This window comes from Klebsiella sp. 141198, from assembly GCF_050600785.1.
GTDB classification, from domain to species: Bacteria; Pseudomonadota; Gammaproteobacteria; order Enterobacterales; family Enterobacteriaceae; genus Klebsiella; species Klebsiella aerogenes.
The window spans coordinates 148045-173852 of sequence record NZ_JAQIRM010000003.1 but is presented as its reverse complement, the minus strand read 5'-3'; the positions used below and the strand labels follow the sequence as shown (position 1 = coordinate 173852).

Here is a 25808-nt window from a genome sequence, read left to right as displayed (position 1 = left end):
CGGGATTTTTTTATCCCTCGCCTGATTACGTATTACTCAACCTTTTTCGTGATCGAGTTAAAGCTATTCGGTTTCTTTACTTCTATTTACTAAAACTTTTACTAAAATCGACATTAATTCTTAACTACCTCTACCCTACAAACAACACAACCCCCTTCAGCGACCCTCTGAAGGACAATGTGTGGAGATGTGTTATGTCTGATACTAAACGTAATACCATCGGCAAGTTCGGCCTGTTATCGCTGACCTTTGCCGCCGTTTACAGTTTCAATAACGTCATCAACAACAATATCGAACTGGGGCTGGCGTCGGCGCCGATGTTCTTCCTCGCCACCCTGTTCTACTTCATTCCGTTTTGCCTGATTATCGCCGAGTTCGTATCACTGAATAAAAACTCCGAGGCCGGAGTTTACGCCTGGGTGAAAAGTTCGCTCGGCGGCCGTTGGGCGTTTATCACCGCCTATACCTACTGGTTCGTAAACCTGTTTTTCTTCACCTCGCTGCTGCCGCGCGTAATCGCCTATGCCTCTTACGCCTTCCTCGGCTACGAATACATTCTGACGCCGTTCGCCACCACCGTGTTGAGCATGGCGCTGTTCGCTTTCTCCACCTGGATCTCCACCAACGGCGCGAAAATGCTGGGGCCTATCACCTCCGTCACCTCATCGCTGATGCTGCTGCTGACGCTCTCTTATATTCTGCTGGCCGGTACCGCGCTGGTGGGCGGCGTGCAGCCAGCGGATCCGATCACCGTCGAGGCGATGATCCCTAACTTCAACTGGGCGTTCCTCGGTATTACCACGTGGATCTTTATGGCGGCGGGCGGCGCGGAATCGGTGGCGGTGTACGTCAACGATGTGAAAGGCGGCTCTAAATCCTTCGTCAAAGTGATCATTCTCGCCGGGATCTTTATCGGCGTGCTGTACTCGATCTCCTCCGTACTGATCAACGTCTTCGTCAGCAGCAAAGAGCTGAAGTTTACCGGCGGATCGGTGCAGGTGTTCCACGGCCTGGCGGCTTATTTTGGCCTGCCGGAAATTCTGATGAACCGCTTCGTCGGCCTCGTTTCGTTTACCGCGATGTTTGGCTCGCTGCTGATGTGGACCGCCACCCCGGTTAAAATTTTCTTCTCGGAAATTCCCTCCGGCATCTTTGGTAAAAAAACCGTCGAGCTCAATGAGAACGGCGTCCCGGCGCGCGCGGCCTGGATCCAGTATCTGATCGTCATTCCGCTGATGATCATCCCGACGTTGGGATCCAACACCGTGCAGGATCTGATGAACACCATCATCAACATGACCGCCGCCGCTTCCATGCTGCCGCCGCTGTTCATCATGCTGGCCTACCTCAACCTGCGCCGCAAGCTCGACCATCTGCCGCGCGATTTCCGCATGGGCTCGCGTACTACCGGCATCGTGGTGGTATCCATGCTGATTGTGATTTTCGCCATCGGTTTCGTCGCCTCAACCTTCCCAACCGGCGGCAACATCCTGACCATTATTTTCTACAACGTCGGCGGGATCGTGATTTTCCTTGGCTTCGCGTGGTGGAAATACAGCAGATACGTCAAAGGATTAACCCAGGAACAACAACAAATAGAAGCGGCTCCGGCTTCCCATACCTCTTAAATACCTTAAAAAAATGAAAACTAACTCTTACTTATACGGGGCACTCGTTGCCCTGGCTTTTTGCGCCCCTGCGGCGGCCGCTGAGACCGTCCATCCGGCCGAGCACGACGATACCAAAACGCCGGAATTAACCACCACCTCCTACCGCTTTTACGGCGAATTGGGGGTTGGCGGTTACATGGATTTAGAAGGCGAGGATAAACATAAATACAGCGATGGCACCTATATCGAAGGCGGGCTGGAGGTCAAAAACGGCCACTGGTTCGGGCTGATCTACGGCGAAGCCTGGACGGTACAGGCCGATAGCCAGGGCAATGCCTGGACGCCCGGCCACAGCTGGGGCGGCGTGGAAGGCGGCCTTAACCGCCTCTATGGCGGCTATAAAACCGATAACAACACCGAGATCATGCTCAGCCTGCGCCAGGACTCGTCGCTGGACGACCTGCAGTGGTGGGGCGACTTTACCCCCGATCTGGGTTATGTGATCCCCAATACCCGCGACATCATGTACGCGCTGAAGGTACAAAACCGCAGCGGCGATTTCCGCTATAGCGTCACCGCCACGCCGGCCGGGCATCACGATGAAAGCAAGGCCTGGCTGCACTTCGGCAAATATGATCGCTATGACGATAAGTACACCTACCCGGCAATGGTCAACGGCTACGTGCAGTACGACATCGTCAAAGATGTCACCTGGATGAACGGCCTTGAAGTGACCGACGGCACCGGACAGCTATTCCTGACCGGCGTTCTGTCGCCCAATCTGGCCTTCCGCGCCTGGCACCATACCGGCCGCGCCAAAGGGCTGGATGTTCCCGGCAGTGAAACCGGCTTTATGGCCAGCGCCATGTATGAAGCCTTAAGCGGGCTCTACTTCTCCACCGCATACAGCTACGCCAAACACCGCCCGGACCACGCCGCTGATGAAACCACCGCATTTATGCAATTTGGCATCTGGTACGAATACGGCGGCGGGCGTTTCGCCACCGCCGCCGACAGCCGTTTTTACACCAGCAACGCCAGCGGCGACCCGAGCGACAAAATTTTCCTGATGCAATACTTCTACTGGTAACAAGGAGCCGAGATACCATGAACCTCACCACTACGCTGACGCCGCTGGCCTGCGCGCTGATGCTGAGTTTTTCCGCCCACGCCGTCACCGCGCAGGCGTTTAAAAACGTCATCGACCGCAGCGGCGCGCCGCAGTATATGCAGGATTTCGACGCCGACGACCACCAGCGCTTCAACCCCTTTTTCGACCTCGGGGCGTGGCACGGCCACCTGCTGCCCGACGGCCCGGCGACCATGGGCGGCTTCCCCGGCCCGGCGCTGCTGACCGAAGAGTACATCAACTTTATGGCCACCAACTTCGATCGCCTGACGGTGTATCAGAACGGCAAAAAGGTCGATTTCACCCTGCAGGCCTGGAGCCTGCCCGGCGCGCTGAAACAAACGCTGACCGCCCCCGGCGTGAAGGTGGAGATGACGCTGCGCTTCGCCAGCGCCCACACTTCACTGCTGGAGACCAAAATCACCAGCAACACTCCGCTAAAGCTGGTGTGGGATGGCGAACTGCTGGAAAAACTGGCCGCCAAAGAGGGTAAAGCGCTATCGGACAAAACCATTGATGAAGCCTTCCCGGACTATCAGCGCCGTCTGAGCGCCACGCCCGACGGCCTGACGGTCAGCTTTGGCAAGGTTCGCGCCGCCTCCGACCTGATGACCTCCGGCGAATCGCAGTATCAGATCCACCGTTCGCTGGTAACCGAGACCCGTATCGACGGCCACCGCTTTACCAGCAGCGCGGAGATCCGCGGCTCCACCACCCTCTACACCACCTATTCGCACCTACTCACCGCGGAGCAAGCGCAGCGGGAAAAAGCGCAGATCCGCGATATTCTGGCGCGCCCGGCTTACTATCTCACCGCCTCCGAACAGCGCTGGGACGGCTATCTGCAAAAAGGGCTCAGCAACCCCGACGCTACCGCCGAACAGACCCGCGTGGCGGTGAAAGCTATTGAAACGCTCAACGGCAACTGGCGCGCGCCGGGCGGCGCGGTGCATTACCATACCGTCACCCCATCCGTGACCGGCCGCTGGTTCTCCGGCAACCAGACCTGGCCGTGGGATACCTGGAAACAGGCCTACGCCATGGCCCACTTCAACCCGGATATCGCCAAAGAGAATATCCGCGCCGTCTTCTCCTGGCAGATAAAAGCCAATGATAAGGTGCGCCCGCAGGATGCCGGATTTGTGCCCGATCTGATCGCCTGGAACCTGAGCCCCGAGCGCGGCGGCGACGGCGGCAACTGGAACGAACGCAACACCAAGCCAAGCCTCGCGGCCTGGTCGGTGATGGAGGTATATAACGTCACCAAAGATAAAGCGTGGCTGGAAGAGATGTATCCGAAGCTGGTGGCCTATCACGACTGGTGGTTGCGCAATCGCGACCATAACGGTAACGGCGTGCCGGAATATGGCGCGACCCGCGATAAGGCGCACAACACCGCCGACGGCGCCATGCTGTTCACGGTGAAAAAAGGGCAAACCGAGCAGACGCTTTCCGGCCTTAGCGCCTACGAACAGGTGACGGCCAAAGGCGATTACGACAGCCTCGAAATTCCGGCGCAGGTAGCGGCGTCGTGGGAGTCCGGGCGTGACGATGCGGCGGTATTTGGTTTTATCGATAAAGAACAGCTGGATAAATACGTCGCCAACGGCGGCAAACGCAGCGACTGGACGGTGAAATTCGCCGAAAACCGCGACCGCGACGGCAACCTGCTGGGGTATTCGCTGCTTCAGGAGTCGGTCGATCAGGCCAGCTATATGTACAGCGATAACCACTATCTGGCGCAGATGGCGACCATTCTTGGCAAAGCGGAAGAGGCAAAGCGCTATCAGGCGCTGGCGGCGAAGCTGGCGGATTATATCAATACCTGCATGTTCGACCCGCAGACTCGTTTCTATTACGACATTCGTATCGAAGAACAACCGCTGGCCAACGGCTGCGCCGGTAAACCGATCGTCGAGCGCGGCAAAGGGCCGGAAGGCTGGTCGCCGCTGTTTAACGGCGCGGCGACGCAGCAACATGCTGACGATGTGGTTTCGGTGATGCTCGACCCGAAAGAGTTCAACACCTTTGTGCCGCTGGGTACCGCCGCGCTGACCAACCCGGCCTTTGGCGCCGATATTTACTGGCGCGGACGGGTGTGGGTGGATCAGTTCTGGTTCGGCCTGAAGGGAATGGAGCGCTACGGTCATCGCGATGAGGCGCTGAAGCTGGCGGACGCCTTCTTCCAGCACGCCAAAGGCTTAACCGCCGATGGCCCGATTCAGGAGAACTACAATCCGCTGACCGGCGCCCAGCAGGGGGCGCCTAACTTCTCATGGAGCGCGGCGCATTTATATATGTTGTATAACGAGTTTTTCCGTAAGCAGTAATTCCCCTCACCCTAACCCTCTCCCACAGGGAGAGGGAACCTCACATCTGCGGTAACAGGCCGATAAAGCTGCGCTTCTGCCGCGGCTGCGACATCATCTCCTCCAGCTTTTCGACGCAGGCTAAATAGTGCGGCGTCTTCTTATGCGCCAGCACCGCCTCATCGTCTTTATAGGCTTCGTAGATAAAAAAGCGAGTTTTCACCTCTGGATCCTGCAGGACATCAAAGCGCAGGTTGCCCGGTTCCCGCAGCGCGCCTTCGTGGTTGGCGCGAAACACCTCGAGAAATTCATCCACCCGCTCGGGTTTAATATTGATCTCCACCAGCGTCACGTTCATTTCAGCTCTCCCTGTTTCTCTTCCTGCCAGAACTGATACGCTTCGCGGGCGTTCAGATTCTCATGCACCACCTTTTTCACCGCCTTCAGCATCGCGCGCGGGGCGCTGGACTGGAAGATATTGCGCCCCATATCCACCCCGGACGCCCCCTGGTCGATCGCCCGCCAGCACATCTCCAGCGCTTCATGCTCCGGCAGTTTTTTACCGCCGGCGATAACGATCGGCACCGGACAGCTGGCGGTCACTTTTTCAAAGCCTTCCTCAACGAAATAGGTCTTCACAAACTGCGCCCCCATTTCGGCGGCAATCCGGCTGGCCAGCGAGAAGTAGCGCGCGTCGCGGGTCATCTCTTTGCCGACGCCGGTAACCGCCAGAACCGGCATACCGTAGCGATTACCGGCATCCACCAGTTTGATGATGTTATTGATCGACTGATGTTCGTATTCGCTGCCGATATAGACCTGCGCCGCCACCGCGCAAACGTTGAGACGCAGCGCGTCTTCCATCGCCACCGCCACGCATTCGTTGGAGAGTTCGCTCAAAATCGAATTACCGCCGGAGGCGCGCAGCACCACCGGCTTATTGGTGGCCGCCGGTACCTGGCTGCGCAATACGCCGCGGGTGCACATCAGCACGTCGGTGTCGGCAAACAGCGGCGCAATCGACAGGTCGATACGCTCAAGCCCGGTCGTTGGCCCCTGGAAGTAGCCGTGATCGAAGGCCAGCATCACCGTGCGATTGCTGTGCGGATTAAAGATGCGCGCCAGCCGCGACTGCATGCCCCAATCTAGCGAGCCGCAGCCTTTCAGGGTATACAGCGTGTTCTGCTGCGGGCGGTCGATACCGAAGTCCTTACCCTCTTTGATGTCGTCTAAATCAGCCATCTCATCCTCCGTCAGAAGTCGTAATTGTTGATGTTCTCTTTGCTGAACACCACGCGTTCCGGCAGCAGCACGATACCGTTGCCCTTCGCCTCATACTGGTAACCCTGTACGCTGTTCGGCTCGACCTTAAGCGGGCCGATATCTTTCACCTCAACGCTGTCGCCTACGTTAAGATCGCCCTTTTTCAGCAATCGATCGGCGACGTTAACCGCAATTTTGCCCTGCTGAACCACATCCCACAGGCCGAACGCTTTCACCGTGCCGCGCTCAACGTACGGGCGCATCACGTTCGGTGTACTAAAGCCGACGATCGCCACGCCCTGACGCTTGAGGTTCTCCGCCGCCTGCGCCGCCGCCGGCAGCGCATTGGCATCCGGCGCGATAATGGCGTCGAGATCCGGATAGGCTTTTAAGATCCCCTCGGCGGTTTGCAGCGATTTGGTGGCATCGTTATAGCCGAACTGGGTGGTGACGATTTGCCACTGCGGATGCTCTTTTTCGATTTTGGCTTTGGCTTCCTTCACCCACTGGTTCTGGTCGGTCACCGTCGGGCTGGAGTAGAAAAACGCGACTTTGGCGGCAGGTTTGCTGACCTGCTTTTCCGCCATCTCGACCAGCAGGCCGCCGAGCTGCTGCGGCGTGCCCTGATTGATATAGATGCTGCGGCACTCGGGTTTGGTATCGGAATCCCAGGTCAGGACCTTGACCCCGCGCTGCATCGCCCGCTTCAACGCCGGGCAAAGACCGTCCGGCGAGACGGCGGAAACGATAATGGCGTTGTAGCCCTGGTTGACGAAGTTGTTGATTAGCTGCACCTGGCCGGAGACGCTGGGTTCGGTCGGGCCGTCATAGGTGACATCCACGCCCAGCGCTTTCCCCGCCTCTTTCGCACCGTTGCCGCCGCTGGTAAAGAAGCCAACGCCGACCAGCTTAGGAATAAAGGCGATGCGGTCCGCCGCCTGGGCGGTGACTACGCTCATCGCCAACGCCAGCACGATCAGTTTTAATTTCATTTTATGCTCCGATTGTTTTATGCGAGAAAAGACGCCGCCAGGTCGCGCGCACCCATTCACGGTGCAGGCTCAGCGAGCGCCCCATCACCACCACAACCAACAGCGCCCCTGACAGCGCGCTCGACACCTGGTTGGGGATGCCGACCATCTGTAAACCCTGTTGCAGATACCCCACCAGCAACGCCGCCAGCGCGGTACCCAGTATCGATCCCGAACCGCCGTATATATTGGCCCCGCCGAGCACCGCCGCGGTCAGCGCCGGCATCAGCAGGTCGCGACCTAAATCCGAACGCGCCGAACCGAAATAGGAAACCATCACCAGCGCCGCGACCGCCGAGGCGACGCCAACCAGGCCATACAGCACGTACGGGATCCCGTTCACCGACAGCGCGGCATAGCGCGCGGCGCGCGAATTTTGCCCGAGTAAAAAGAGATGGCGGCCAAAGCGACCGCGATGGGCCAGCAGCCAGAAGAAAAAGGTGATAATCGCGAACAGCACCAGCGGCAGCGGCAGTCCGGCGAGGGTTAAATTGGCGAAGGCGGTGAAGCTATCGGGAAAACCGCCAATCCCCTCGTAACCGGTCGCGCCGGCCATGCCGGAAAGCAGCAGCGCGCCGCCGCCGTACAGATACAGCGTCCCGAGGGTGATCACCAGCGGGCTGATGCCGGTGTAGTGAATCAGCGCGGCGTTGAATAACCCGCACAGCAGCCCCAATAGCAACGTCAGCGATACCGCCAGCCACAGCGGCCAGCCCGCCTGGGTCATCACCCCGAGGGCGATGGCGCACAGGCCGATGGTCGAGCCCAGCGAAATATCGATCCCGCCGCTGATGATCACCAGCGTCAGCGGCAGCGCGACGATGCCGATGCAGATAAAGTCGCTGGTGCTAAAGAGCAGCATATTGAGATCCAGCATGCGCGGATTCAACGCGCCGAATAGCAGGATTTCCGCGATCAGTAACGCCAGCAGCGCGCTTTCCCAGTTAAGCTTCAGCTTCATTTAAGCCACCTCTTTGCTTTTGCGTTCGGGAAAGCGGGCAATCTGTTTGCCCCCTTTGTTACCGGGCTGGAAACGGCTGTACTTTAGCGCCCGTTGATGGCGGGCCAGCGCCTGGCGCAGGCGGCCATCAAGCACCAGCACGCCGAGCAGCACCAGGCCGGCGATAAAGTCATTCCACCAGGCGGGAAGGCGGAACAGCACCAGCACGGTGTCGATTTGGGTGAGGAAAAAGGCGCCGAGAAACGCGCCAATCAACGTACCGGTGCCGCCGAGCAGCGAGATCCCGCCCAGTACGCAGGCGGCGATGGCTTTCATCTCCAGCCCGCTGCCGGTCTGATTAGGCACAAAACCAATTTGCGCGGCGAAGACGATCCCAGCGCAGGCCGCCAGCATGCCGTTGAGGGTAAAGGCCAGCATCCGCGTACGGTTGACCGCCACGCCCAGCTGACGCGCGGCGGCGAGATTATCGCCAACGGCGTAAAAATCACGACCAAAGGCGGTGCGCGACAGCAGCCAGCCGCCCGCCAGCAGCAGCGCCAGCACCAGCCAGCCCAGCGGCGACACGCCAATAAACGCGGGCTCCGAGAGCGATTTCAGGCTGTCGGGCAAGCCCTCGATCCATTTCCCGCCGGTCCACAGCAACATCACTCCGCGATACAACCCCAGCGTACCGAGCGTCGCGACGATCGCCGGAATGCGCAGCCCCACGACCAGCAGGCCGTTAAAAGCCCCGGCCAGCGCGCCAATCGTCAGCGCGAAGGCGATAGCCGTCGCCAGCCCGTAACCGTTGTTCAGCGCCACGCCGACGGCGATGGCGCACAGCCCAACGGTCGAACCTACCGACACGTCAATATTGCGTGTCAGCATCACCAGCGTCGCGCCCAATGCCAGCAAGCAAAGGATCTGCGAGCTGGCGAAAATCATCGCCAGGGTCTGCAGGCTGAAATAGGCTGGATTGAGCGCCACCAGCACGATAAAAAGCGCCACGATGGCAAAGAAGGCGCTCAGTTCGCGATTCTTCAGTAACGTTTTCATGCCTGCCCTCCGAAGGCCAGGGTCATCATGCGATCGACGGTCACCGCCTGCCGCGCCAGCTCGCCGCTGTAGCGGCCCTGATGCATCACCAGCACCCGGTCGGCAAGGCCGACGAACTCATCCAGATCGGAGGAGATCATCAGCACCGCCACGTTTTGCGCGGCAACGCTTTTTAGCAGTTGATAGATATCGGCGCGGGCTGAGACATCCACGCCGCGCGTCGGCTCATCGACAATCAGCAGCAACGGATTAGCTTCCAGACAGCGAGCCAGCAGTACCTTCTGCTGGTTGCCGCCAGAGAGCGTGCGCACCGGCTGATCGTCATCGGCCAGCTTGATCCCCAGCGCCCGGTGATAGCGCTCAACCACCGCCGCCTCCCGTTTCCCCTGCTGCCACCATGACGGCTGATTGAACATCACTGTGTTCCAGCGCACCGGCGCATCAAGAAACAGCCCCGAGACCTGACGGTCTTCCGGCAGATAAACCAGCCCGCTGGCCAACCTGGCGCGGGTGCTGTCGCGGCTAATCTCGCGGTTCTCCAGCCAGATCCGCCCGGCGCGCGGTGGGCGCAGGCCGTATAGGGTTTCGGCAAATTCGGTGCGCCCGGATCCCACCAGCCCGGCCAGACCGACGATCTCTCCGGCGCGGATCTCCAGATTGAGATCGATAAAACCTTCTCCGGTGAGATCTTCCACCCGCAGCACGGGAAAGTCCTGCGGTTGCGTACGGCGGTTACCCGGTAGCGACAGCCACAGCTTTTGCGTGTCGCTCAGCGTATGGTCGCGGCTGACCGGCGTCATCGCGTTAATCAGTTGCTCGTCGCGGTATGCCGCGGTCTCGCCGCTCAGCACCACCGCGCCGTCGCGCATCACCGAAATATGGCTGGCAAGCTGGCGGATTTCGGGCAATTTGTGTGAGATAAAGACGATCCCAACGTCCAGCGCCTGTAACGCGCGGATCTGGCTAAACAGTCTCTCGGTTTCACCCGGCGTTAAAGAGGCGGTGGGTTCATCCAGGATCAAGATCCTGGCTTCGCGCATCAGCCCGCGCAGGATCTCGACCATCTGTTGATCGGCCACCTCGAGCGTGCTGGCGCTGGCATCGAGGTTGATCTGGCAGTTCAGCTGCTGCAGTTTGTCCTGCAACCGCGCGGCGGTATCCGCCCGCTTCGGCAGGCGGAAGAGAATGTTCTCGCGCACGCTGAGGTTGGGAAACAGCATCGGCTCCTGCGGCACCAGATAGATGCCAAGCTGGTGCGCCAGCGCCGGGCTGAGGCGCGCAAACGCGCGGTCGCCGATCGTCAGTTCACCGCTGTCCGGCGTTTCAACACCGGCGATGATCTTCATCAGCGTCGATTTACCCGCGCCGTTCCCCCCCATCAGCGCATGCACCTGGCCCGCGCCTAGCGTGAAATCGATGCCTTTCAGCACCGCAACGCCGGAGAACTGTTTGCAAATCTGGCGAGCTTCAAGCAGTGGCTTCATCGTCGCGCCTCGATTGAACAAATGATTTTTAGATTTAATAATGTTCAAAAGCGTAGACCGTGAACTATATTTACAACCGTGCGAAGATCACAGTTTGGCGCTTTAGATCGTCAGGAAAAAAGGCGCCAGCGATGAAAGATCCGTTTTGCCAGTCGGCTCACACTTTCCGACCGCGCAATAGCGAACATATGATCTAAATTTTTATAAGAGTTCAATTTATGAGCGAAAAACGCATTACGGAAGAGAACCGCTACGCCGGGCTGGCGTTAGCCGAGGAAGAGCTGGTGGCGCGGGTGGCGTGGTGCTACTACCACGACGGCCTGACGCAAAATGACATCGGCGAGCGTTTGGGGCTGCCGCGGCTGAAGATTTCTCGCCTGCTGGAGAAAGGCCGCCAGTCCGGGGTGATCCGCGTGCAGATCAACTCGCGCTATGAGGGCTGTCTGGCGCTGGAAAGTGAACTCCAGCAGCGTTTTGGCCTCAAGATTGCCCGCGTTCTGCCGGCGCTCAACACCCCGCCGATGAATACCCGGCTGGGTATCGGCGCGGCGCAGTCTCTGATGGGCATTCTGCAACCGGGGCAATTATTGGCAGTCGGCTTCGGCGAAGCCACCATGAGCTGTCTGCAGCACCTCAGCGGCTTTATTGGCTCGCAGCAGGTGCGGCTGGTGACCCTCTCCGGCGGCGTCGGCCCTTATATGACCGGCATCGGCCAGCTTGATGCCGCCTGTAGCGTCAGCATTATCCCGGCGCCGCTGCGGGTCTCTTCGGCGGATGTCGCCGAGATCCTGCGCCGCGAGTCGAGCGTGCGCGACGTGATGCTGGCGGCAACGGCGGCGGACGCGGCGGTGGTTGGCATTGGCGCCATCGATCAGCGGCGCGACGCCACCATTTTACGCTCCGGCTATATCAGCGAGGGTGAACAGCTGATGTACGCGCGCAAAGGCGCGGTCGGCGACATTTTAGGTTATTTCCTGCAGGCCGACGGCCGGCCGGTAGAAGGACTGGAGATCCATCGGGAACTCCTCGGCGTAACCCTCGATGAACTGGCGCAGCTGCCGACCATCGTTGGCGTCGCCGGGGGCGAACAAAAAGCGCAGGCGATTCATGCCGCTCTGATTGGCAAGCGCATTAATGGCCTGGTAACGGAAGAGACAACAGCACGCGCGGTGCTCGCACTGGCCTCCTGACGGCCTGGCGCCGCGCGACAACAGCGAGGCGCATGTCATGAGTTACCTGTTAGCGTTAGATGCCGGGACCGGCAGCATTCGGGCGGTCATTTTCGATCTTAATGGCCGCCAGCTGGCGGTAGGCCAGGCCGAATGGAAACACCTGAGCGTTGATAACGTCCCCGGCTCGATGGAGTTCGACCTTACCACCAACTGGCAGCTGGCCTGCCAGTGCATTCGCCAGGCGCTCGACGCCGCCCGGCTCTCCGCCGCCGACATTCAATCCATCGCCTGCTGTTCGATGCGCGAAGGGATCGTCCTCTATGACCGCAACGGCGAGGCCATCTGGGCCTGCGCCAACGTCGATGCCCGCGCCAGCCGCGAAGTGGCGGAGCTTAAGGAGATCCACGACTATCGTTTTGAATCCGAGGTGTACGAGGTCTCGGGACAAACCCTGGCGCTAAGCGCCATGCCGCGCCTGCTGTGGCTGGCGCACCACCGCCCCGATATCTACCGCAAAGCGGCAACCATCACCATGATCAGCGACTGGCTGGCGGCGAAGCTTTCCGGCGAGCTGGCGGTCGACCCGTCAAACGCCGGCACCACCGGCATGCTCGACCTGTTCAGCCGCGACTGGCGTCCGGCGCTGCTGGATATGGCCGGACTGCGCGCCGATATGCTGTCGCCGGTCAAAGAGACCGGTACCCTGCTGGGCGCCGTCACCGAAGCGGCGGCGCAGCAGAGCGGCCTGCGCGCCGGGACACCGGTGGTGATGGGCGGCGGCGACGTCCAGCTCGGCTGCTTGGGCCTTGGGGTGGTGCGCGCCGGGCAAACCGCGGTACTCGGCGGCACTTTCTGGCAGCAGGTGGTCAACCTGCCGCAGGTGCGTACCGATCCGCAGATGAATATTCGCGTTAATCCTCATGTCATTCCCGGCATGGCGCAGGCGGAATCGATCAGCTTCTTTACCGGGCTGACCATGCGCTGGTTCCGCGACGCCTTCTGCGCTGAAGAAAAACTGATTGCCGAGCGGCTCGGCGTTGATGCCTATTCGCTGCTGGAGGAGATGGCCAGCCGCGTGCCCGCCGGTTCCCACGGCGTGATGCCTATTTTTTCCGACGCCATGCACTTTAAGCAGTGGTACCACGCCGCGCCGTCGTTTATTAACCTCTCCATCGATCCGGAAAAGTGCAACAAAGCGACCCTGTTCCGCGCGCTGGAGGAGAACGCGGCGATTGTCTCCGCCTGCAACCTGGCGCAGATTTCACAGTTCTCCGGCGTGACATTCGAGAGCCTGGTGTTTGCCGGCGGCGGCTCTAAAGGCGCGCTGTGGAGCCAGATCCTCAGCGACGTCACCGGCCTGCCGGTGCGGGTGCCGGTCGTCCGCGAAGCCACCGCTCTGGGCTGCGCCATCGCCGCCGGAACCGGCGCCGGACTGTATGACGATATGGCCAGTACAGGAGAACGGTTAGTGAGCTGGCACCGCGAGTTCACCCCAAATCCGCAGCATCGCGAGCTGTATCAGGAGATGATGAGCAAGTGGCAGACGGTGTACGCCGATCAGCTTGGCCTTGTCGATAGCGGCCTGACAACATCGATGTGGCAAGCACCGGGCCTGGAGCGCCGCCAGCGCGTAGCGTCTTCCCCGTCACCCTAACCACCGGTACCGATCCGCCTTTCCCCCTCTCCCTTTGGGAGAGGGCCGGGGTGAGGGACAACGTGTTCCGTTCTTTGAATCCCATCACAATCACCGCACTCCCCTTTTCCCTTTTTCTCCGCGACGGCTAAATTAGTAACTCATCCGACCACATAACAATAATTTTACATTGGAAGCCACTATGAGCCGCTATCCGTCGCTTTTCGCCCCGCTTGAGCTGGGCTTCACAACGCTCAAAAACCGCGTGTTGATGGGCTCAATGCACACCGGCCTGGAAGAGTTACCGGACGGCGCGCAGCGGCTGGCGGCCTTTTACGCCGAACGCGCCCGTCACGGCGTGGCGCTGATCGTCACCGGCGGCATCGCTCCGGCGCCTTCCGGGGTGACCATGGCCGGCGGCGCGGTACTCAACGATGCCAGCCATCTGGCGCACCATCGCCATATTACCGACACGGTCCATCAGGAAGGCGGCAAAATCGCCCTGCAGATCCTGCATACCGGGCGCTACAGCTACCAGCCAGCGCTAGTGGCCCCCTCGGCGCTACAGGCGCCGATTAACCGTTTTACGCCCCATGAACTGAGCCACGATGAGATCCTGACGCTGATTGATGATTTTGCCCACTGCGCCCAGCTGGCGCGCGAAGCGGGCTATGACGGCGTTGAAGTGATGGGCTCTGAGGGCTATCTGATTAACGAATTTCTCGCCACGCGCACCAACCAGCGCGACGACCACTGGGGCGGCGATTATGCCAGGCGCATGCGTTTCGCCGTAGAGGTGGTTAAGGCGGTGCGCCAGCGCGCCGGCCACGATTTCATTATCATCTACCGCCTGTCGATGCTCGATCTGGTCAACGGCGGCAGCACGCTGGCGGAAGTCATCACGCTGGCCAAAGCGATTGAAGCGGCGGGAGCGACAATTATCAACACCGGGATTGGCTGGCACGAAGCGCGCATTCCGACCATCGCCACGCCGGTACCGCGCGGAGCTTTCAGTTGGGTCACCCGCAAGCTGAAAGGCGCGGTATCGATCCCGTTGATCACCACCAACCGCATCAACGATCCGCAGGTCGCGGAGGATATTCTCGCCCGCGGCGATGCCGATATGGTATCGATGGCCCGCCCGTTCCTCGCCGACGCCGAATTTATGTCGAAAGCGCAGCGCGATCGCGCCGGGGAGATCAATACCTGCATCGGTTGCAACCAGGCGTGTCTCGATCGGATCTTCGCCGGCAAAGTCACCTCCTGTCTGGTCAACCCGCGCGCCTGTCATGAAACCCTGATGCCGGTGCAGCCCGCCAACGCGCCTAAACGGTTGGCGGTCGTCGGCGCCGGGCCTGCCGGTCTGGCCTTCGCCGTTAACGCCGCCGCCCGTGGTCATCACGTCACGTTGTTCGATGCGCTCTCTGAGATCGGCGGCCAGTTTAATATCGCCAAACAGATCCCCGGCAAAGAGGAGTTTCACGAGACGTTGCGTTACTACCGCACCATGCTCGATCTTCATGGTGTCGATCTACGTCTGAACACCCGCGTCACGGCAGACGATCTGCTGGCGTTCGATGAGACGATCCTCGCCACCGGTATCGCCCCGCGCCTGCCGGCGATCGACGGGATCGAACATCCCAAAGTGCTGAGCTACCTGGATGTCTTGCGCGATAAAGCGCCGGTTGGCGCGAAGGTGGCGATTATCGGCTGCGGCGGCATCGGCTTCGACACCGCGATGTATTTAAGCCAGTCGGGCGTGGCCACCAGTCAGGATATCGGCGAGTTCTGCCGCGAATGGGGTATCGATACCAGCCTGCAAACGGCGGGAGGGCTGAGTGCTGAAGGCCCACAGTTGAGTAAAAGCCCGCGACAGATTGTGATGCTACAGCGCAAAGCCAGCAAACCGGGCGAAGGGCTCGGCAAAACCACCGGTTGGATCCACCGCGCGACGCTGCTGGCGCGCGGCGTGAAAATGATCCCGGCGGTCAGCTATGAAAAGATCGATGATGAAGGATTACACGTCACTATCGGCGGCGAGCGCCAACTGTTGGCGGTCGATCAGGTAATTATCTGCGCCGGTCAGGAACCGCGCCGCGAGCTGGCGGAACCGCTGCGCGCGGCGGGGAAAAAGGTGCATTTAATCGGCGGTTGCGACGTGGCGGCGGAGCTGGATGCGCGCCGGGCGATTGCCCAGGGCACAAAACTGGCGCTGGCGATTTAGCCGTGTCCCGGGGGCGGCGCGATGCGCCTTCCCCAGGTTACCACGATAATCCCGGACGGTAGCCCGGCTAAGGCGACAGCCGCAAGCCGGGGGAAGCAGCGACATGCATCAGCGCTGCTTACGCACCTTCGTTGCTTTCAAAATGACAAACTTATTGTTCGTCGCAATGGTCGTGCAATTACCAAAAGCGCGCTTCAGCTTACGGAAGTAATCAAGGTGGCGGTTGCCGACGACGTACAGCTCGCCGCCGTATTTCAGGCTGCGGCGGGCATCGTTAAACATCTGCCAGGCAATATGGTCGGTAATGGCGTGCTGCTGATGGAACGGCGGATTACACAGAATCGCCGTAAAGCGGTCGGGCTCAATGCCGGAAAGCGAATTGTTGACCATGAATTCACAGCGTTCGATATCGTCCGGCAGATTGCGCTCGACGTTCAAACGGCTGGAAGCCACCGCCATGTGCGACTCATCGGTGAACATCACGCTGGCGTTTGGATTTTGCGCCAGCGCCTGCAGGCCAATCACCCCGTTGCCGCAGCCGAGATCGGCGATCTCGCCTTCTAAATCAGACGGTAAATGCTGCAGGAAGAAACGCGCGCCGATATCCAGGCCACTGCGGGCAAAAACGTTGGCATGGTTATGGATGGTCCACGGCGTGCCGTCCAGCTTCCAGTTGTAGGTTTGCGGCGCTTCGGCAAGCTTAGGGTCGGTGAAAACGCAGTGGATCAGACGCGCTTTTTTCCACGCCAGCGAAGTGGTGGTGGTACCGAGGATTTTTTCAAACAGCGCCAGCGTCGAGTTGTGCACATCTCGGGCTTTCGCCGCGGCGATAATGCGGGTTTCCGGCGTCACCACTTCGCGCAGCGCGCGCAGCTGCTGTTCCAGAAGCGCCAGCTGTTTTGGCACCTTAATCAGCACCAGCGCCGGCGAGGCCGGCAGCGGGCTCAGGCTATCCTGAAAGCGCACGCTCTCTTCATCGATACCGTTCATCCGCAGGTTGTGGCGGGTCGCCAGCTCGGAAATAAAGGAATCGTTGATGCTGACCGGGTTGCGCTCCGCCAGCGCGCAGGAGAGCGCGCCGAAGCCGTCGTTGAAGATGAGCGTCAGGCCGTCGACGTCATTCACCTGTTGCAGCAGATATTCATCCGCCGCTTCCCATGCCTGAAGCGCTTCTTCTTCAGCGTTAGGTGGGAACCGCTCTAATGTGAATAACTCACCGTTTAACTCTACCTGGCTCATCGCCCCTCCGAAATGCTAAAATTCGCGCGTGTTATCGCTCAATTCTCCGGAGAAGTAAACTTTTTTCACCATGAACACGCTACCTTACCTTCAGGGTTACCCCGAATCGCTGCTGTCGCAGGTGACGACCTTAATCGAGCAAGGTCGCCTCGGCGAGGTGCTGCAAAAGCGCTATCCGCAGGGGCACGATGTCAACAGCGATAAGGCGTTATATCAATACACCCAGGATCTGAAGGCCCGCTATCTGCGCGGGGCGCCGCCGATCAATAAGGTGATGTACGACAGTAAGATCCACGTACTGAAGAACGCGCTTGGCCTGCATACCGCCATTTCCCGCGTTCAGGGCGGCAAACTAAAAGCTAAAGCGGAAATTCGCGTAGCGACGGTATTTCGCGATGCGCCGGAAGCGTTTCTGCGCATGATCGTGGTTCATGAACTGGCGCATTTAAAAGAGAAGGATCACAACAAAGCCTTCTATCAGCTGTGCTGTCATATGGAGCCGCAGTACCACCAGCTAGAGTTTGATACCCGCCTGTGGCTGACGCATCTTGCTTTACCCTGATTCTGAAAAATTTTTGTCCCGATAGTTTTTTTATACGCTTAAATTTAGAATCAATTAGTTAAAGGAGTTTTCGTTTAATTTCAGCACAGGGAATGTGTCAATGAACTGGATGTTCATAACAGAGTTATATAACAAAATAAGCGGTACTTTTACTATCAGGACGGTCCAACTTATCCGTCGATTTATTTTCGCCGCTTGCATGTTGCTTACCGCCTGCGTGACATTAATCTTTTACGCCGACACGCTCATTATCAAAACAACACAACATCTTATCTGGAACGATATCAACACGCTTCCCTACAATAATGTTGGATTAGTTCTCGGCGCTAAGCCTGGCAATAAATTCTTTGTTCGCCGTATTAATACCGCAGCCGCGCTGTACCATGCCGGAAAAGTAAAGTGGCTACTGGTCAGCGGCGACAATAGCAAAAAAAATTATGACGAACCCTCGGCGATGCAGCAGGCGCTCATCCATCAAGGTGTGCCTGAAGAAGCGATTTTCTGCGATTACGCAGGTTTCTCGACGCTAGACTCGGTAGTGCGCGCGCAAAAAGTTTTTGGCATAACCGATATGACTATTATTTCCCAGGGCTTCCATAACCCGCGGGCGCTGTGGCTGGCCAGAGAATATGGTATTCGCGCTATTGCCGTTAATGCTCCCGATATCCCCCAAAAAGCGCGAATATTCACGCATTTTAGAGAAAAACTAGCCCGAGTTAGCGCAGTTATTGATGCAAAGATATTACATCGACAACCTAAATATCTGGGTTCAGTAGTTAGCATAGGTCAAGAGGTTCAGCGAGGATGCCCCACCAAGAACTAGCAATTTACCAGAGTGCGTATTTGCGCACTCGTTTTGTCATCATGGCGTGCTAGAGTGACGAAAGGTCCCCTTTAACGGAGTTCGTCAACGTTTATGATACGTTTCGCAGTTGTTGGCACAAACTGGATTACTAAGCAGTTTGTCGATGCCGCCCATGAAACCGGTAAATTTAAACTCACCGCGATTTATTCCCGCAGCCTTGAACAGGCGCAAGCTTTCGCTAATGACTACCCGGTCGAGCATCTGTTTACTTCGCTCGATGAACTGGCGCAGAGTCCTGACGTTGACGCGGTCTATATTGCCAGTCCGAACTCGCTGCACTTCCCGCAAACTCGCCTGTTCCTGAGCCATAAAAAGCACGTGATTTGCGAAAAGCCGCTGGCATCAAACCTCCAGGAAGTCGAAGCGGCGATTGCCGTGGCTAAAGAAAACAACGTGGTGCTGTTTGAAGCCTTCAAAACCGCCAGCCTGCCCAACTTCCTGCTGCTGCGCGAAGCGCTCGATAAAGTGGGCAAATTACGTAAAGCCTTCATCAACTACTGTCAGTACTCTTCGCGTTACCAGCGCTATCTCGACGGCGAAAATCCAAATACCTTCAACCCGGCCTTTTCCAATGGCTCGATTATGGATATCGGTTTTTACTGCCTCGCCTCGGCGGTCGCGCTGTGGGGCGAACCGCAAGCGGTCCATGCCAGCGCCAGCCTGCTGGCGAGCGGCGTTGATGGCCAGGGTACGGTGGTGCTGAGCTACGGCGATTTCGATGTCACCTTGCACCACTCGAAGGTCAGCGACTCCACTATCCCTAGCGAAATCCAGGGTGAAGAAGGCGCGCTGGTGATTGAGAAAATCTCCGAATGCCAGAAGGTGGCCTTTATTCCACGCGGCGGAAAAGCGCAGGATCTCACCCAGCCTCAGCACATCAATACTATGCTGTATGAAGCGGAAGCGTTCGCGCGGCTGGTGGAAACCAACGACGTCGATCATCCCGGGCTTGAGGTCAGCCGCATTACGGCAAAACTGCTAAGCGAAATCCGTCGCCAGACCGGCGTGGTCTTCCCGGCGGATACTCAACCTATACCCTAAATAATTCAAGTTGCAGGAAGGCGGCAAGTGCGCGAATCCCCAGGAGCATAGATAACTATGTGACTGGGGTGAACGCACGCAGCCAACGCACCTGCAGCTTGAAGTATGACGGGTATATCGCGTAAAGCAGTGTAAATGGGCCCTCGACCTCCATTGACGCCCTTTATAACTTGTAATACTTTGTTACGTGCAAAGGGGAGTAACTTCCTGGCCGGTCGATCGTCATTACGATGCGTGCAAAACCGCATCCGGTCGCCGGGCAACAAGACCAAGGGTCCAGTTCCCGTCTTGTTGTAAGTGAGACCTTGCCGGAAGGCGAGGTCTATGCATAAAAGCGCAGCGGCTGCCGTCTTCCGACGACAGCCGTTTTGTTTTTATGTAAGGAATAACGCAATGAATAGTGTCGGCACGCCGTTGTTATGGGGCGGATTCGCTGTAGTCGTGGTCATCATGCTGGCGATCGATTTACTGCTTCAGGGAAGGCGCGGTGCGCATACCATGACCATGAAACAGGCCGCCGGTTGGTCCATCCTGTGGGTCACCCTCTCCCTGCTGTTTAACGCCGCTTTCTGGTGGTATTTGGTGCAAACGCAGGGCCGCGCCGTCGCCGATCCGCAGGCGTTAGCCTTCCTCACCGGTTATCTGATTGAAAAATCACTGGCGGTCGATAACGTCTTCGTCTGGTTAATGCTCTTTAGCTACTTTGCCGTGCCGCCTGCGCTACAGCGCCGGGTACTGGTGTATGGCGTCCTCGGGGCGATTGTCCTGCGTACCATTATGATCTTCACCGGCAGCTGGCTGATTTCGCAGTTCGAATGGCTACTGTACGTGTTCGGCGCGTTCCTGCTGTTTACCGGGGTGAAAATGGCGCTGGCGAAAGAAGATGATTCCGGGATCGGCGATAAGCCGCTGGTGCGTTGGATCCGCAGCCATCTGCGTATGACGGATAAAATCGAGAGCGAGCGCTTCTTCACCCGTAAAAACGGCGTACTGTTCGCCACGCCGCTGCTGCTGGTGCTGATTCTGGTTGAGCTGAGCGACGTGATTTTCGCCGTTGATAGCATCCCGGCGATTTTCGCGGTGACCACCGACCCGTTTATCGTGCTGACCTCTAACCTGTTTGCGATTCTCGGTCTGCGTGCGATGTATTTCCTGCTGGCGGGTGTGGCCGAACGCTTCTCGATGCTGAAGTATGGCCTGTCGGTGATCCTGGTGTTTATCGGTATCAAGATGCTGATCGTCGATTTCTACCACATTCCGATCGCCGTTTCCCTCAGCGTGGTGGGCGGCATTCTGGCGGCGACGCTGCTGATTAACGCCTGGGTGAACAAACAGAACGATAAGAAGAAACAGCTGCAATAACTCCCTGCTCCCGGTCAGATATCGCATATCTGGCCGGGATACGCATCACTGCTTCAGGCTTCCCGCGCATAATCTTTATCTATGTCACAAAAACGTTAATACATAGTTAAAAAACAAGATCGGCGCGTAAGAAACAGTAGATTACGCTTCCTCCCTCGCGTTCTTTCCGTATACTCGACCATGCAAACATTCATTTACATCCGGACATAAACGTAACAAATAATACGTCGCCGGGATGGACTGCTACATCACTGGAAGGAATGATTTATGACAACACAAACCCGCCCGTCGGGGCTGCTGCAGCGCCTGGCGCATGGCAGTCTGGTGAAACAAATCCTGTTGGGACTGGTACTTGGCGTGATACTGGCGCTGGTCTCGAAACCGGCCGCTATCGCGGTCGGGCTGCTGGGAACGCTGTTCGTCGGCGCGCTAAAAGCCGTCGCGCCGGTACTGGTATTAATGCTGGTGATGGCGTCGATCGCTAACCATCAGCACGGACAAAAAACCAGTATCCGCCCGATTCTGTTTCTCTATCTGCTGGGCACCTTCAGCGCGGCGCTCACCGCGGTGCTGTTTAGCTTTGTTTTCCCTTCTACGCTGCATCTTACCAGCGCGGCGGACAGCATCACCCCGCCATCGGGGATTGTAGAGGTGCTGCGCGGACTGCTGATGAGTATGGTGGCTAATCCTATCGACGCGCTGCTGAACGCCAACTACATCGGTATTCTGGTGTGGGCGGTGGGCCTGGGCTTCGCGCTGCGCCACGGTAACGACAGCACTAAAAACCTGATTAACGACGTCTCGCACGCCGTGACTTTTATCGTCAAGATGGTCATCCGTTTTGCGCCGCTGGGTATTTTTGGCCTGGTCGCCTCGACGCTGGCGACGACCGGTTTCGACACATTGTGGGGCTACGCCCAGCTGCTGCTGGTGCTGGTCGGCTGCATGCTGCTGGTGGCGCTGGTGATTAACCCGCTGCTGGTATTCTGGAAAATCCGCCGTAACCCCTATCCGCTGGTGCTGACCTGCCTGCGTGAAAGCGGTGTCTACGCCTTCTTTACCCGCAGCTCCGCCGCCAACATTCCGGTGAATATGGCGCTGTGCGAGAAGCTGAATCTGGATCGCGATACCTATTCGGTATCTATTCCGCTGGGGGCGACCATCAATATGGCGGGTGCGGCGATTACTATCACCGTGCTAACGCTGGCGGCGGTGCATACGTTGAATATTCCGGTGGACCTGCCGACAGCGCTGCTGCTGAGCGTTGTGGCTTCACTGTGCGCCTGCGGCGCTTCCGGAGTGGCGGGCGGTTCACTGCTGCTGATCCCGCTGGCCTGTAACATGTTCGGTATTCCGAACGATGTCGCCATGCAGGTCGTCGCCGTCGGCTTTATTATCGGCGTGCTGCAGGACTCCTGCGAAACGGCGCTCAATTCATCGACCGATGCGCTGTTTACCGCTGCGGCCTGTATGGCCGAAGACGAACAGCTGGCGAAAAACGCCCTGCGTAGTTAGCGTATTGTCGGATGGCGCTACGCTTATCCGACAATACGGTCCGGTATTCGGCTGTTAGCCCCGGTAAGCGTAAGCGCAACCGGGGAGTGTTCAATATTGTCGGATGGCGTTGCGCTTATCCGACCTACGGTCCTGACCTTGCAAACACCGTCGTTACAGCGTGACGCCGCTTTTAAAGATAGCCAGTTCGCGGAAATCATTGCGTTCGTTGCAGGTTTGCTTGCCGTTGGCGATATCAACGATCAGATCGACAAACTCCTCCAGCACCTGCGGCATCGCTTTCCCGTGAATCAACTGCCCGGCATCGAAATCAATCCAGTGCTTTTTCTTCGCCGCCAGCTCGCTGTTGGTAGCGATTTTTACCGTCGGTACGAAACCACCATAAGGGGTGCCGCGACCGGTACTAAACAGCACCATATGACAGCCGGCGCCCGCCAGCGCGCTGGTCGCCACCGCGTCGTTACCCGGAGCGCTCAACAGATTCAACCCGTGGACTTTCAACCGTTCGCCGTAGCGCAGAACGTCAACCACCTGGCTGGAACCGGCTTTCTGCGTGCAGCCAAGCGACTTATCTTCCAGCGTCGTGATACCGCCCGCTTTGTTACCCGGCGACGGGTTCTCGTAGATAGGCTGGTCGTGGGCGATAAAATACTGTTTAAAATCATTGACCATGGTGACCAGTTTGCCGAAGGTCTCTTCGTCGCGACAGTGGCTCATTAGCAGCTGCTCGGCGCCGAACATTTCCGGCACTTCGGTCAACACCGTGGTGCCGCCGTTCGCAATCAGATAGTCAGAAAAACGCCCCAGCATTGGGTTAGCGGTAATGCCGGACAGGCCGTCCGAGCCGCCACACTCAAGGCCAAACTTCAGTTCGCTCAGTTTACCCGCTTCGCGTTTATCATGGCGCATCACTTCATAGAGCTGATGAAGATGCTCAATTCCCGCTTCCACTTCATCTTCCTGATGTTGGCAAATCATGAAGTGCACGCGTTCCGGGTCAAAATCCCCCAGCGTTTCACGGAAGGCATCAACCTGGTTGTTCTCACAGCCAAGACCAATCACCAACACCGCCCCGGCATTCGGGTGGCGGACCATGTTTTGCAGCATGGTACGGGTGTTGATGTGGTCGTCTCCCAACTGCGAGCAGCCATAGGTGTGGCTGAAAAGGAAGACACCGTCGGTGCCTTCCGCGTCGTTGGTCTCTTTCAGGAAACGGTTCTGGATCTGCCGGGCGATGCCGTTAACACAGCCCACGGTCGGCAGGATCCATAACTCGTTACGCACGCCAACTTCACCGCTGGCGCGACGATAAATCTCAACGTCGCGATCCGCAGGCTGCGCCGGTTGTTCAACCCGGTCAGGTTGATAGCGATACGCGTCGAGATCGCTCAGATTGGTACGCGTATTGTGCGCATGAACATGCTCGCCCGGCGCGATATCCGCCAGCGCATGACCAATCGGCAACCCGTACTTAATGACGTTTTCACCTTTCGCAATGGCCCGCAGCGCGAACTTATGACCGCGGACAACATCCTGGCGGAGGGTGACGGTATCGTTATCAATCGTCACCACGGTTCCTGACGCCATATCCGCCAGCGCCACCGCGACGTTATCCTGCGAATGGATTTTAATGTATTGCATATCAACCGACCTCAGGCCTTAGTTCAATTCAATGGCGAAGTAATCACGCGCATTGTTAAAGCAGATGTTTTTCACCATCTCGCCCAGCAGCGCGATATCCGCAGGCGCTTCGCCAGCAGCCACCCAGCGGCCGATCATCTGGCACAGAATACGGCGGAAGTATTCGTGACGGGTGTAGGAGAGGAAGCTGCGGCTGTCGGTCAGCATACCGACAAAGCGGCTCAGCAGACCAAGCTGCGCCAGCTGGGTCATCTGACGTTCCATGCCGTCTTTCTGATCGTTGAACCACCAGCCGGAACCGAACTGCATCTTGCCCGGCATGCCTTCGCCCTGGAAGTTACCGACCATGGTGCCCAGCACTTCGTTATCGCGTGGGTTCAGGCAGTACAGAATGGTTTTCGGCAGCAGGTTTTCTTCGTTCTGTTTACTCAGCAGCTTTGACAGTTCTTCGGCCATCGGACGGTCGTTGATGGAATCGAACCCCACATCCGGCCCTAACAGTTTGAACTGACGCAGGTTGTTATTACGCAGCGCGCCGATGTGGTACTGCTGTACCCAGCCGCGGCGCGCGTATTCCGCACCGAGGAACACCAGCACCGCCGTTTTGAACTGCGCGACTTCATGCTCGCTGAGCGTTTCGCCCGCCAGACGGCGCACCAGAATGCTATCCAGTTCGCTATCAGTGGCTTCAGCGAACAGCACAACGTCCAGCGCGTGGTCGGAAACTTTACAGCCGTGAGCGGCAAAGTGATCCAGACGCTTAGTCAGCGCGCTTTGCAGATCGGCAAAACGGCGAATCTCGGTATCGGAGACTTCGCCAAGCTTGTTCATGTAATCGTTAAAAGTGGCCTGCTCGATATTGAACGCTTTATCCGGGCGCCAGCTCGGCAGTACCTTGATATCAAAGGTGCTATCTTTAGCGACCGCCGCGTGATGCTCCAGCGAATCAATCGGATCGTCGGTCGTCCCCACCATCTTCACATTCATCTGCTTCATGATTCCACGGGCAGAAAACGACTCCTGAGCCAGTAACTCATTACACCGATCCCAGATTTCATCCGCCGTGGCTGGCGACAGTAACTTACCTGTAATACCAAAAGGACGGCGCAGCTCTAAATGCGTCCAGTGGTATAGCGGGTTACCGATGGTATGAGGAACGGTCGCCGCCCAGGCGTCAAATTTCTCGCGATCGGAAGCATCGCCGGTACACAGGCGCTCCGCCACGCCGTTGGTACGCATCGCGCGCCATTTGTAATGGTCGCCTTTCAGCCAGATGTCATACAAGTTTTTAAAACGGTAATTTTCGGCAACCTGCTGCGGCGGAAGGTGGCAGTGGTAGTCGAAAATCGGCTGATCTTTGGCGTAATCGTGGTACAGACGGCGGGCAAACTCGGTATCAAGCAGAAAATCTTCGGTCATAAACGGTGTCATTGTCGTGTCCTCTTCGCCCCATCAAGGAGCCCATCAGATGATTGACTCTAATGCTGACAAAGTTATCACACCAATTTCTACAGTCCGAAGTATTTTTCGTGAGTTAGATCAATAAACGTCGACAAAAAAAGCACCACCAAAGGAGTAAACATCGCTGCAAGCCGCGCCAGAACTGGCTTTGATTGCCGCGAATAATGTCCCTACAAACTTTCCCACTTTTGTGACAGTACTCAACTTTTAAAGTTGTATGACAAGTTATCTTTCTGCCGTCGCAACATATAAACCGACGGAATGTATTACC

Annotated in this window: 20 protein-coding genes; 11 read left to right on the top strand and 9 right to left on the bottom strand. The window is 57.9% G+C overall.

Translation table 11 applies throughout. From position 1 onward, the window contains the following. The first annotated feature begins 194 nt into the window (after positions 1-194). The 3 genes from PGR10_RS10760 to ygjK are packed head-to-tail and all read left to right on the top strand — an operon-like array spanning position 195 to position 5069. Positions 195-1628, top strand: coding sequence for an amino acid permease (locus PGR10_RS10760; RefSeq protein WP_015369594.1), 1434 nt, complete (start codon positions 195-197; stop codon positions 1626-1628). A gap of 13 nt (positions 1629-1641) precedes the next feature. Next, positions 1642-2700, top strand: a complete 1059-nt coding sequence (gene ygjJ, locus PGR10_RS10755) for a protein YgjJ (protein ID WP_049056307.1) — start codon at positions 1642-1644, stop codon at positions 2698-2700. 17 nt (positions 2701-2717) lie between these two features. Next, positions 2718-5069, top strand: coding sequence for an alpha-glucosidase (ygjK, locus tag PGR10_RS10750; protein WP_430923453.1), 2352 nt, complete (start codon positions 2718-2720; stop codon positions 5067-5069). 40 nt (positions 5070-5109) lie between these two features. On the opposite strand, the gene lsrG is transcribed toward ygjK, so the two are convergent. From lsrG to lsrA, 6 genes are read right to left on the bottom strand one after another with little or no spacing between them, the layout of a single operon-like run. Further along, entirely contained in the window at positions 5110-5406 is a 297-nt protein-coding gene (lsrG, locus tag PGR10_RS10745; RefSeq protein WP_015369591.1) for a (4S)-4-hydroxy-5-phosphonooxypentane-2,3-dione isomerase, read from the bottom strand. Next, positions 5403-6290, bottom strand: coding sequence for a 3-hydroxy-5-phosphonooxypentane-2,4-dione thiolase (lsrF, locus tag PGR10_RS10740; RefSeq protein ID WP_002917724.1), 888 nt, complete (start codon positions 6288-6290; stop codon positions 5403-5405). Before lsrF ends, lsrG begins: the two co-directional genes overlap by 4 nt. An 11-nt stretch (positions 6291-6301) precedes the next feature. Next, complete coding sequence (gene lsrB / locus PGR10_RS10735) at positions 6302-7303, bottom strand: autoinducer 2 ABC transporter substrate-binding protein LsrB (protein WP_113373114.1); 1002 nt, start codon at positions 7301-7303, stop codon at positions 6302-6304. 1 nt (position 7304) lies between these two features. After that, positions 7305-8303 (bottom strand): autoinducer 2 ABC transporter permease LsrD, encoded by a 999-nt coding sequence (lsrD, locus tag PGR10_RS10730; protein WP_430923452.1) that lies wholly within the window; start codon positions 8301-8303, stop codon positions 7305-7307. Next, complete coding sequence (gene lsrC, locus PGR10_RS10725; RefSeq protein WP_430923450.1) at positions 8304-9338, bottom strand: autoinducer 2 ABC transporter permease LsrC; 1035 nt, start codon at positions 9336-9338, stop codon at positions 8304-8306. After that, on the bottom strand, positions 9335-10822 hold the full coding sequence (gene lsrA, locus PGR10_RS10720) for an autoinducer 2 ABC transporter ATP-binding protein LsrA (protein WP_348854083.1): 1488 nt from the start codon (positions 10820-10822) through the stop codon (positions 9335-9337). Before lsrA ends, lsrC begins: the two co-directional genes overlap by 4 nt. A gap of 218 nt (positions 10823-11040) precedes the next feature. Between lsrA and lsrR the strand changes: the two genes are divergently transcribed. From lsrR to PGR10_RS10705, 3 genes are all read left to right on the top strand, one after another. Continuing rightward, positions 11041-12012, top strand: coding sequence for a transcriptional regulator LsrR (gene lsrR / locus PGR10_RS10715; protein ID WP_100680615.1), 972 nt, complete (start codon positions 11041-11043; stop codon positions 12010-12012). Positions 12013-12049: 37 nt separating this feature from the next. Further along, entirely contained in the window at positions 12050-13648 is a 1599-nt protein-coding gene (lsrK, locus tag PGR10_RS10710) for an autoinducer-2 kinase (RefSeq protein ID WP_213316656.1), read from the top strand. Between the two features lie 181 nt (positions 13649-13829). Beyond that, positions 13830-15851 (top strand): FAD-dependent oxidoreductase, encoded by a 2022-nt coding sequence (locus PGR10_RS10705; RefSeq protein ID WP_430923449.1) that lies wholly within the window; start codon positions 13830-13832, stop codon positions 15849-15851. A 108-nt stretch (positions 15852-15959) separates the two neighbouring features. On the opposite strand, the gene rlmG is transcribed toward PGR10_RS10705, so the two are convergent. Continuing rightward, entirely contained in the window at positions 15960-17090 is a 1131-nt protein-coding gene (gene rlmG, locus PGR10_RS10700; RefSeq protein ID WP_430923448.1) for a 23S rRNA (guanine(1835)-N(2))-methyltransferase RlmG, read from the bottom strand. 70 nt (positions 17091-17160) lie between these two features. Here rlmG and PGR10_RS10695 point away from each other — a divergent pair, with 70 nt between their 5' ends. From PGR10_RS10695 to sstT, 5 genes are all read left to right on the top strand, one after another. After that, on the top strand, positions 17161-17652 hold the full coding sequence (locus PGR10_RS10695) for a M48 family metallopeptidase (protein WP_087859885.1): 492 nt from the start codon (positions 17161-17163) through the stop codon (positions 17650-17652). A gap of 109 nt (positions 17653-17761) precedes the next feature. Next, complete coding sequence (locus PGR10_RS10690) at positions 17762-18475, top strand: SanA/YdcF family protein (protein WP_375372111.1); 714 nt, start codon at positions 17762-17764, stop codon at positions 18473-18475. A 93-nt stretch (positions 18476-18568) separates the two neighbouring features. Further along, the gene (locus PGR10_RS10685) at positions 18569-19558 is read left to right on the top strand and encodes a Gfo/Idh/MocA family protein (protein ID WP_047064859.1); all 990 of its coding nucleotides are present in this window, start codon (positions 18569-18571) and stop codon (positions 19556-19558) included. Positions 19559-19951: 393 nt separating this feature from the next. After that, complete coding sequence (locus PGR10_RS10680) at positions 19952-20920, top strand: TerC family protein (RefSeq protein WP_430923447.1); 969 nt, start codon at positions 19952-19954, stop codon at positions 20918-20920. 267 nt (positions 20921-21187) lie between these two features. Continuing rightward, a complete protein-coding gene (sstT, locus tag PGR10_RS10675) occupies positions 21188-22435 on the top strand; it encodes a serine/threonine transporter SstT (RefSeq protein WP_087859887.1) in 1248 nt (415 codons plus the stop codon). A gap of 153 nt (positions 22436-22588) precedes the next feature. Here the strand turns inward: sstT and PGR10_RS10670 are convergent, their stop codons facing one another. Both PGR10_RS10670 and uxaC read right to left on the bottom strand, forming a co-directional pair. After that, positions 22589-24076, bottom strand: coding sequence for a UxaA family hydrolase (locus PGR10_RS10670; RefSeq protein WP_087859888.1), 1488 nt, complete (start codon positions 24074-24076; stop codon positions 22589-22591). Between the two features lie 18 nt (positions 24077-24094). Continuing rightward, the gene (gene uxaC / locus PGR10_RS10665; RefSeq protein ID WP_430923446.1) at positions 24095-25507 is read right to left on the bottom strand and encodes a glucuronate isomerase; all 1413 of its coding nucleotides are present in this window, start codon (positions 25505-25507) and stop codon (positions 24095-24097) included. Between the last annotated feature and the right edge of the window lie 301 nt (positions 25508-25808).

Coding starts and splice junctions, on each gene's coding strand:
- PGR10_RS10760 (WP_015369594.1), top strand. CDS start 195: ATGTCTGATACTAAACGTAATACCATCGGCAAGTTCGGCCTGTTATCG.
- ygjJ (WP_049056307.1), top strand. CDS start 1,642: ATGAAAACTAACTCTTACTTATACGGGGCACTCGTTGCCCTGGCTTTT.
- ygjK (WP_430923453.1), top strand. CDS start 2,718: ATGAACCTCACCACTACGCTGACGCCGCTGGCCTGCGCGCTGATGCTG.
- lsrG (WP_015369591.1), bottom strand. CDS start 5,406: ATGAACGTGACGCTGGTGGAGATCAATATTAAACCCGAGCGGGTGGAT.
- lsrF (WP_002917724.1), bottom strand. CDS start 6,290: ATGGCTGATTTAGACGACATCAAAGAGGGTAAGGACTTCGGTATCGAC.
- lsrB (WP_113373114.1), bottom strand. CDS start 7,303: ATGAAATTAAAACTGATCGTGCTGGCGTTGGCGATGAGCGTAGTCACC.
- lsrD (WP_430923452.1), bottom strand. CDS start 8,303: ATGAAGCTGAAGCTTAACTGGGAAAGCGCGCTGCTGGCGTTACTGATC.
- lsrC (WP_430923450.1), bottom strand. CDS start 9,338: ATGAAAACGTTACTGAAGAATCGCGAACTGAGCGCCTTCTTTGCCATC.
- lsrA (WP_348854083.1), bottom strand. CDS start 10,822: ATGAAGCCACTGCTTGAAGCTCGCCAGATTTGCAAACAGTTCTCCGGC.
- lsrR (WP_100680615.1), top strand. CDS start 11,041: ATGAGCGAAAAACGCATTACGGAAGAGAACCGCTACGCCGGGCTGGCG.
- lsrK (WP_213316656.1), top strand. CDS start 12,050: ATGAGTTACCTGTTAGCGTTAGATGCCGGGACCGGCAGCATTCGGGCG.
- PGR10_RS10705 (WP_430923449.1), top strand. CDS start 13,830: ATGAGCCGCTATCCGTCGCTTTTCGCCCCGCTTGAGCTGGGCTTCACA.
- rlmG (WP_430923448.1), bottom strand. CDS start 17,090: ATGAGCCAGGTAGAGTTAAACGGTGAGTTATTCACATTAGAGCGGTTC.
- PGR10_RS10695 (WP_087859885.1), top strand. CDS start 17,161: ATGAACACGCTACCTTACCTTCAGGGTTACCCCGAATCGCTGCTGTCG.
- PGR10_RS10690 (WP_375372111.1), top strand. CDS start 17,762: ATGTTCATAACAGAGTTATATAACAAAATAAGCGGTACTTTTACTATC.
- PGR10_RS10685 (WP_047064859.1), top strand. CDS start 18,569: ATGATACGTTTCGCAGTTGTTGGCACAAACTGGATTACTAAGCAGTTT.
- PGR10_RS10680 (WP_430923447.1), top strand. CDS start 19,952: ATGAATAGTGTCGGCACGCCGTTGTTATGGGGCGGATTCGCTGTAGTC.
- sstT (WP_087859887.1), top strand. CDS start 21,188: ATGACAACACAAACCCGCCCGTCGGGGCTGCTGCAGCGCCTGGCGCAT.
- PGR10_RS10670 (WP_087859888.1), bottom strand. CDS start 24,076: ATGCAATACATTAAAATCCATTCGCAGGATAACGTCGCGGTGGCGCTG.
- uxaC (WP_430923446.1), bottom strand. CDS start 25,507: ATGACACCGTTTATGACCGAAGATTTTCTGCTTGATACCGAGTTTGCC.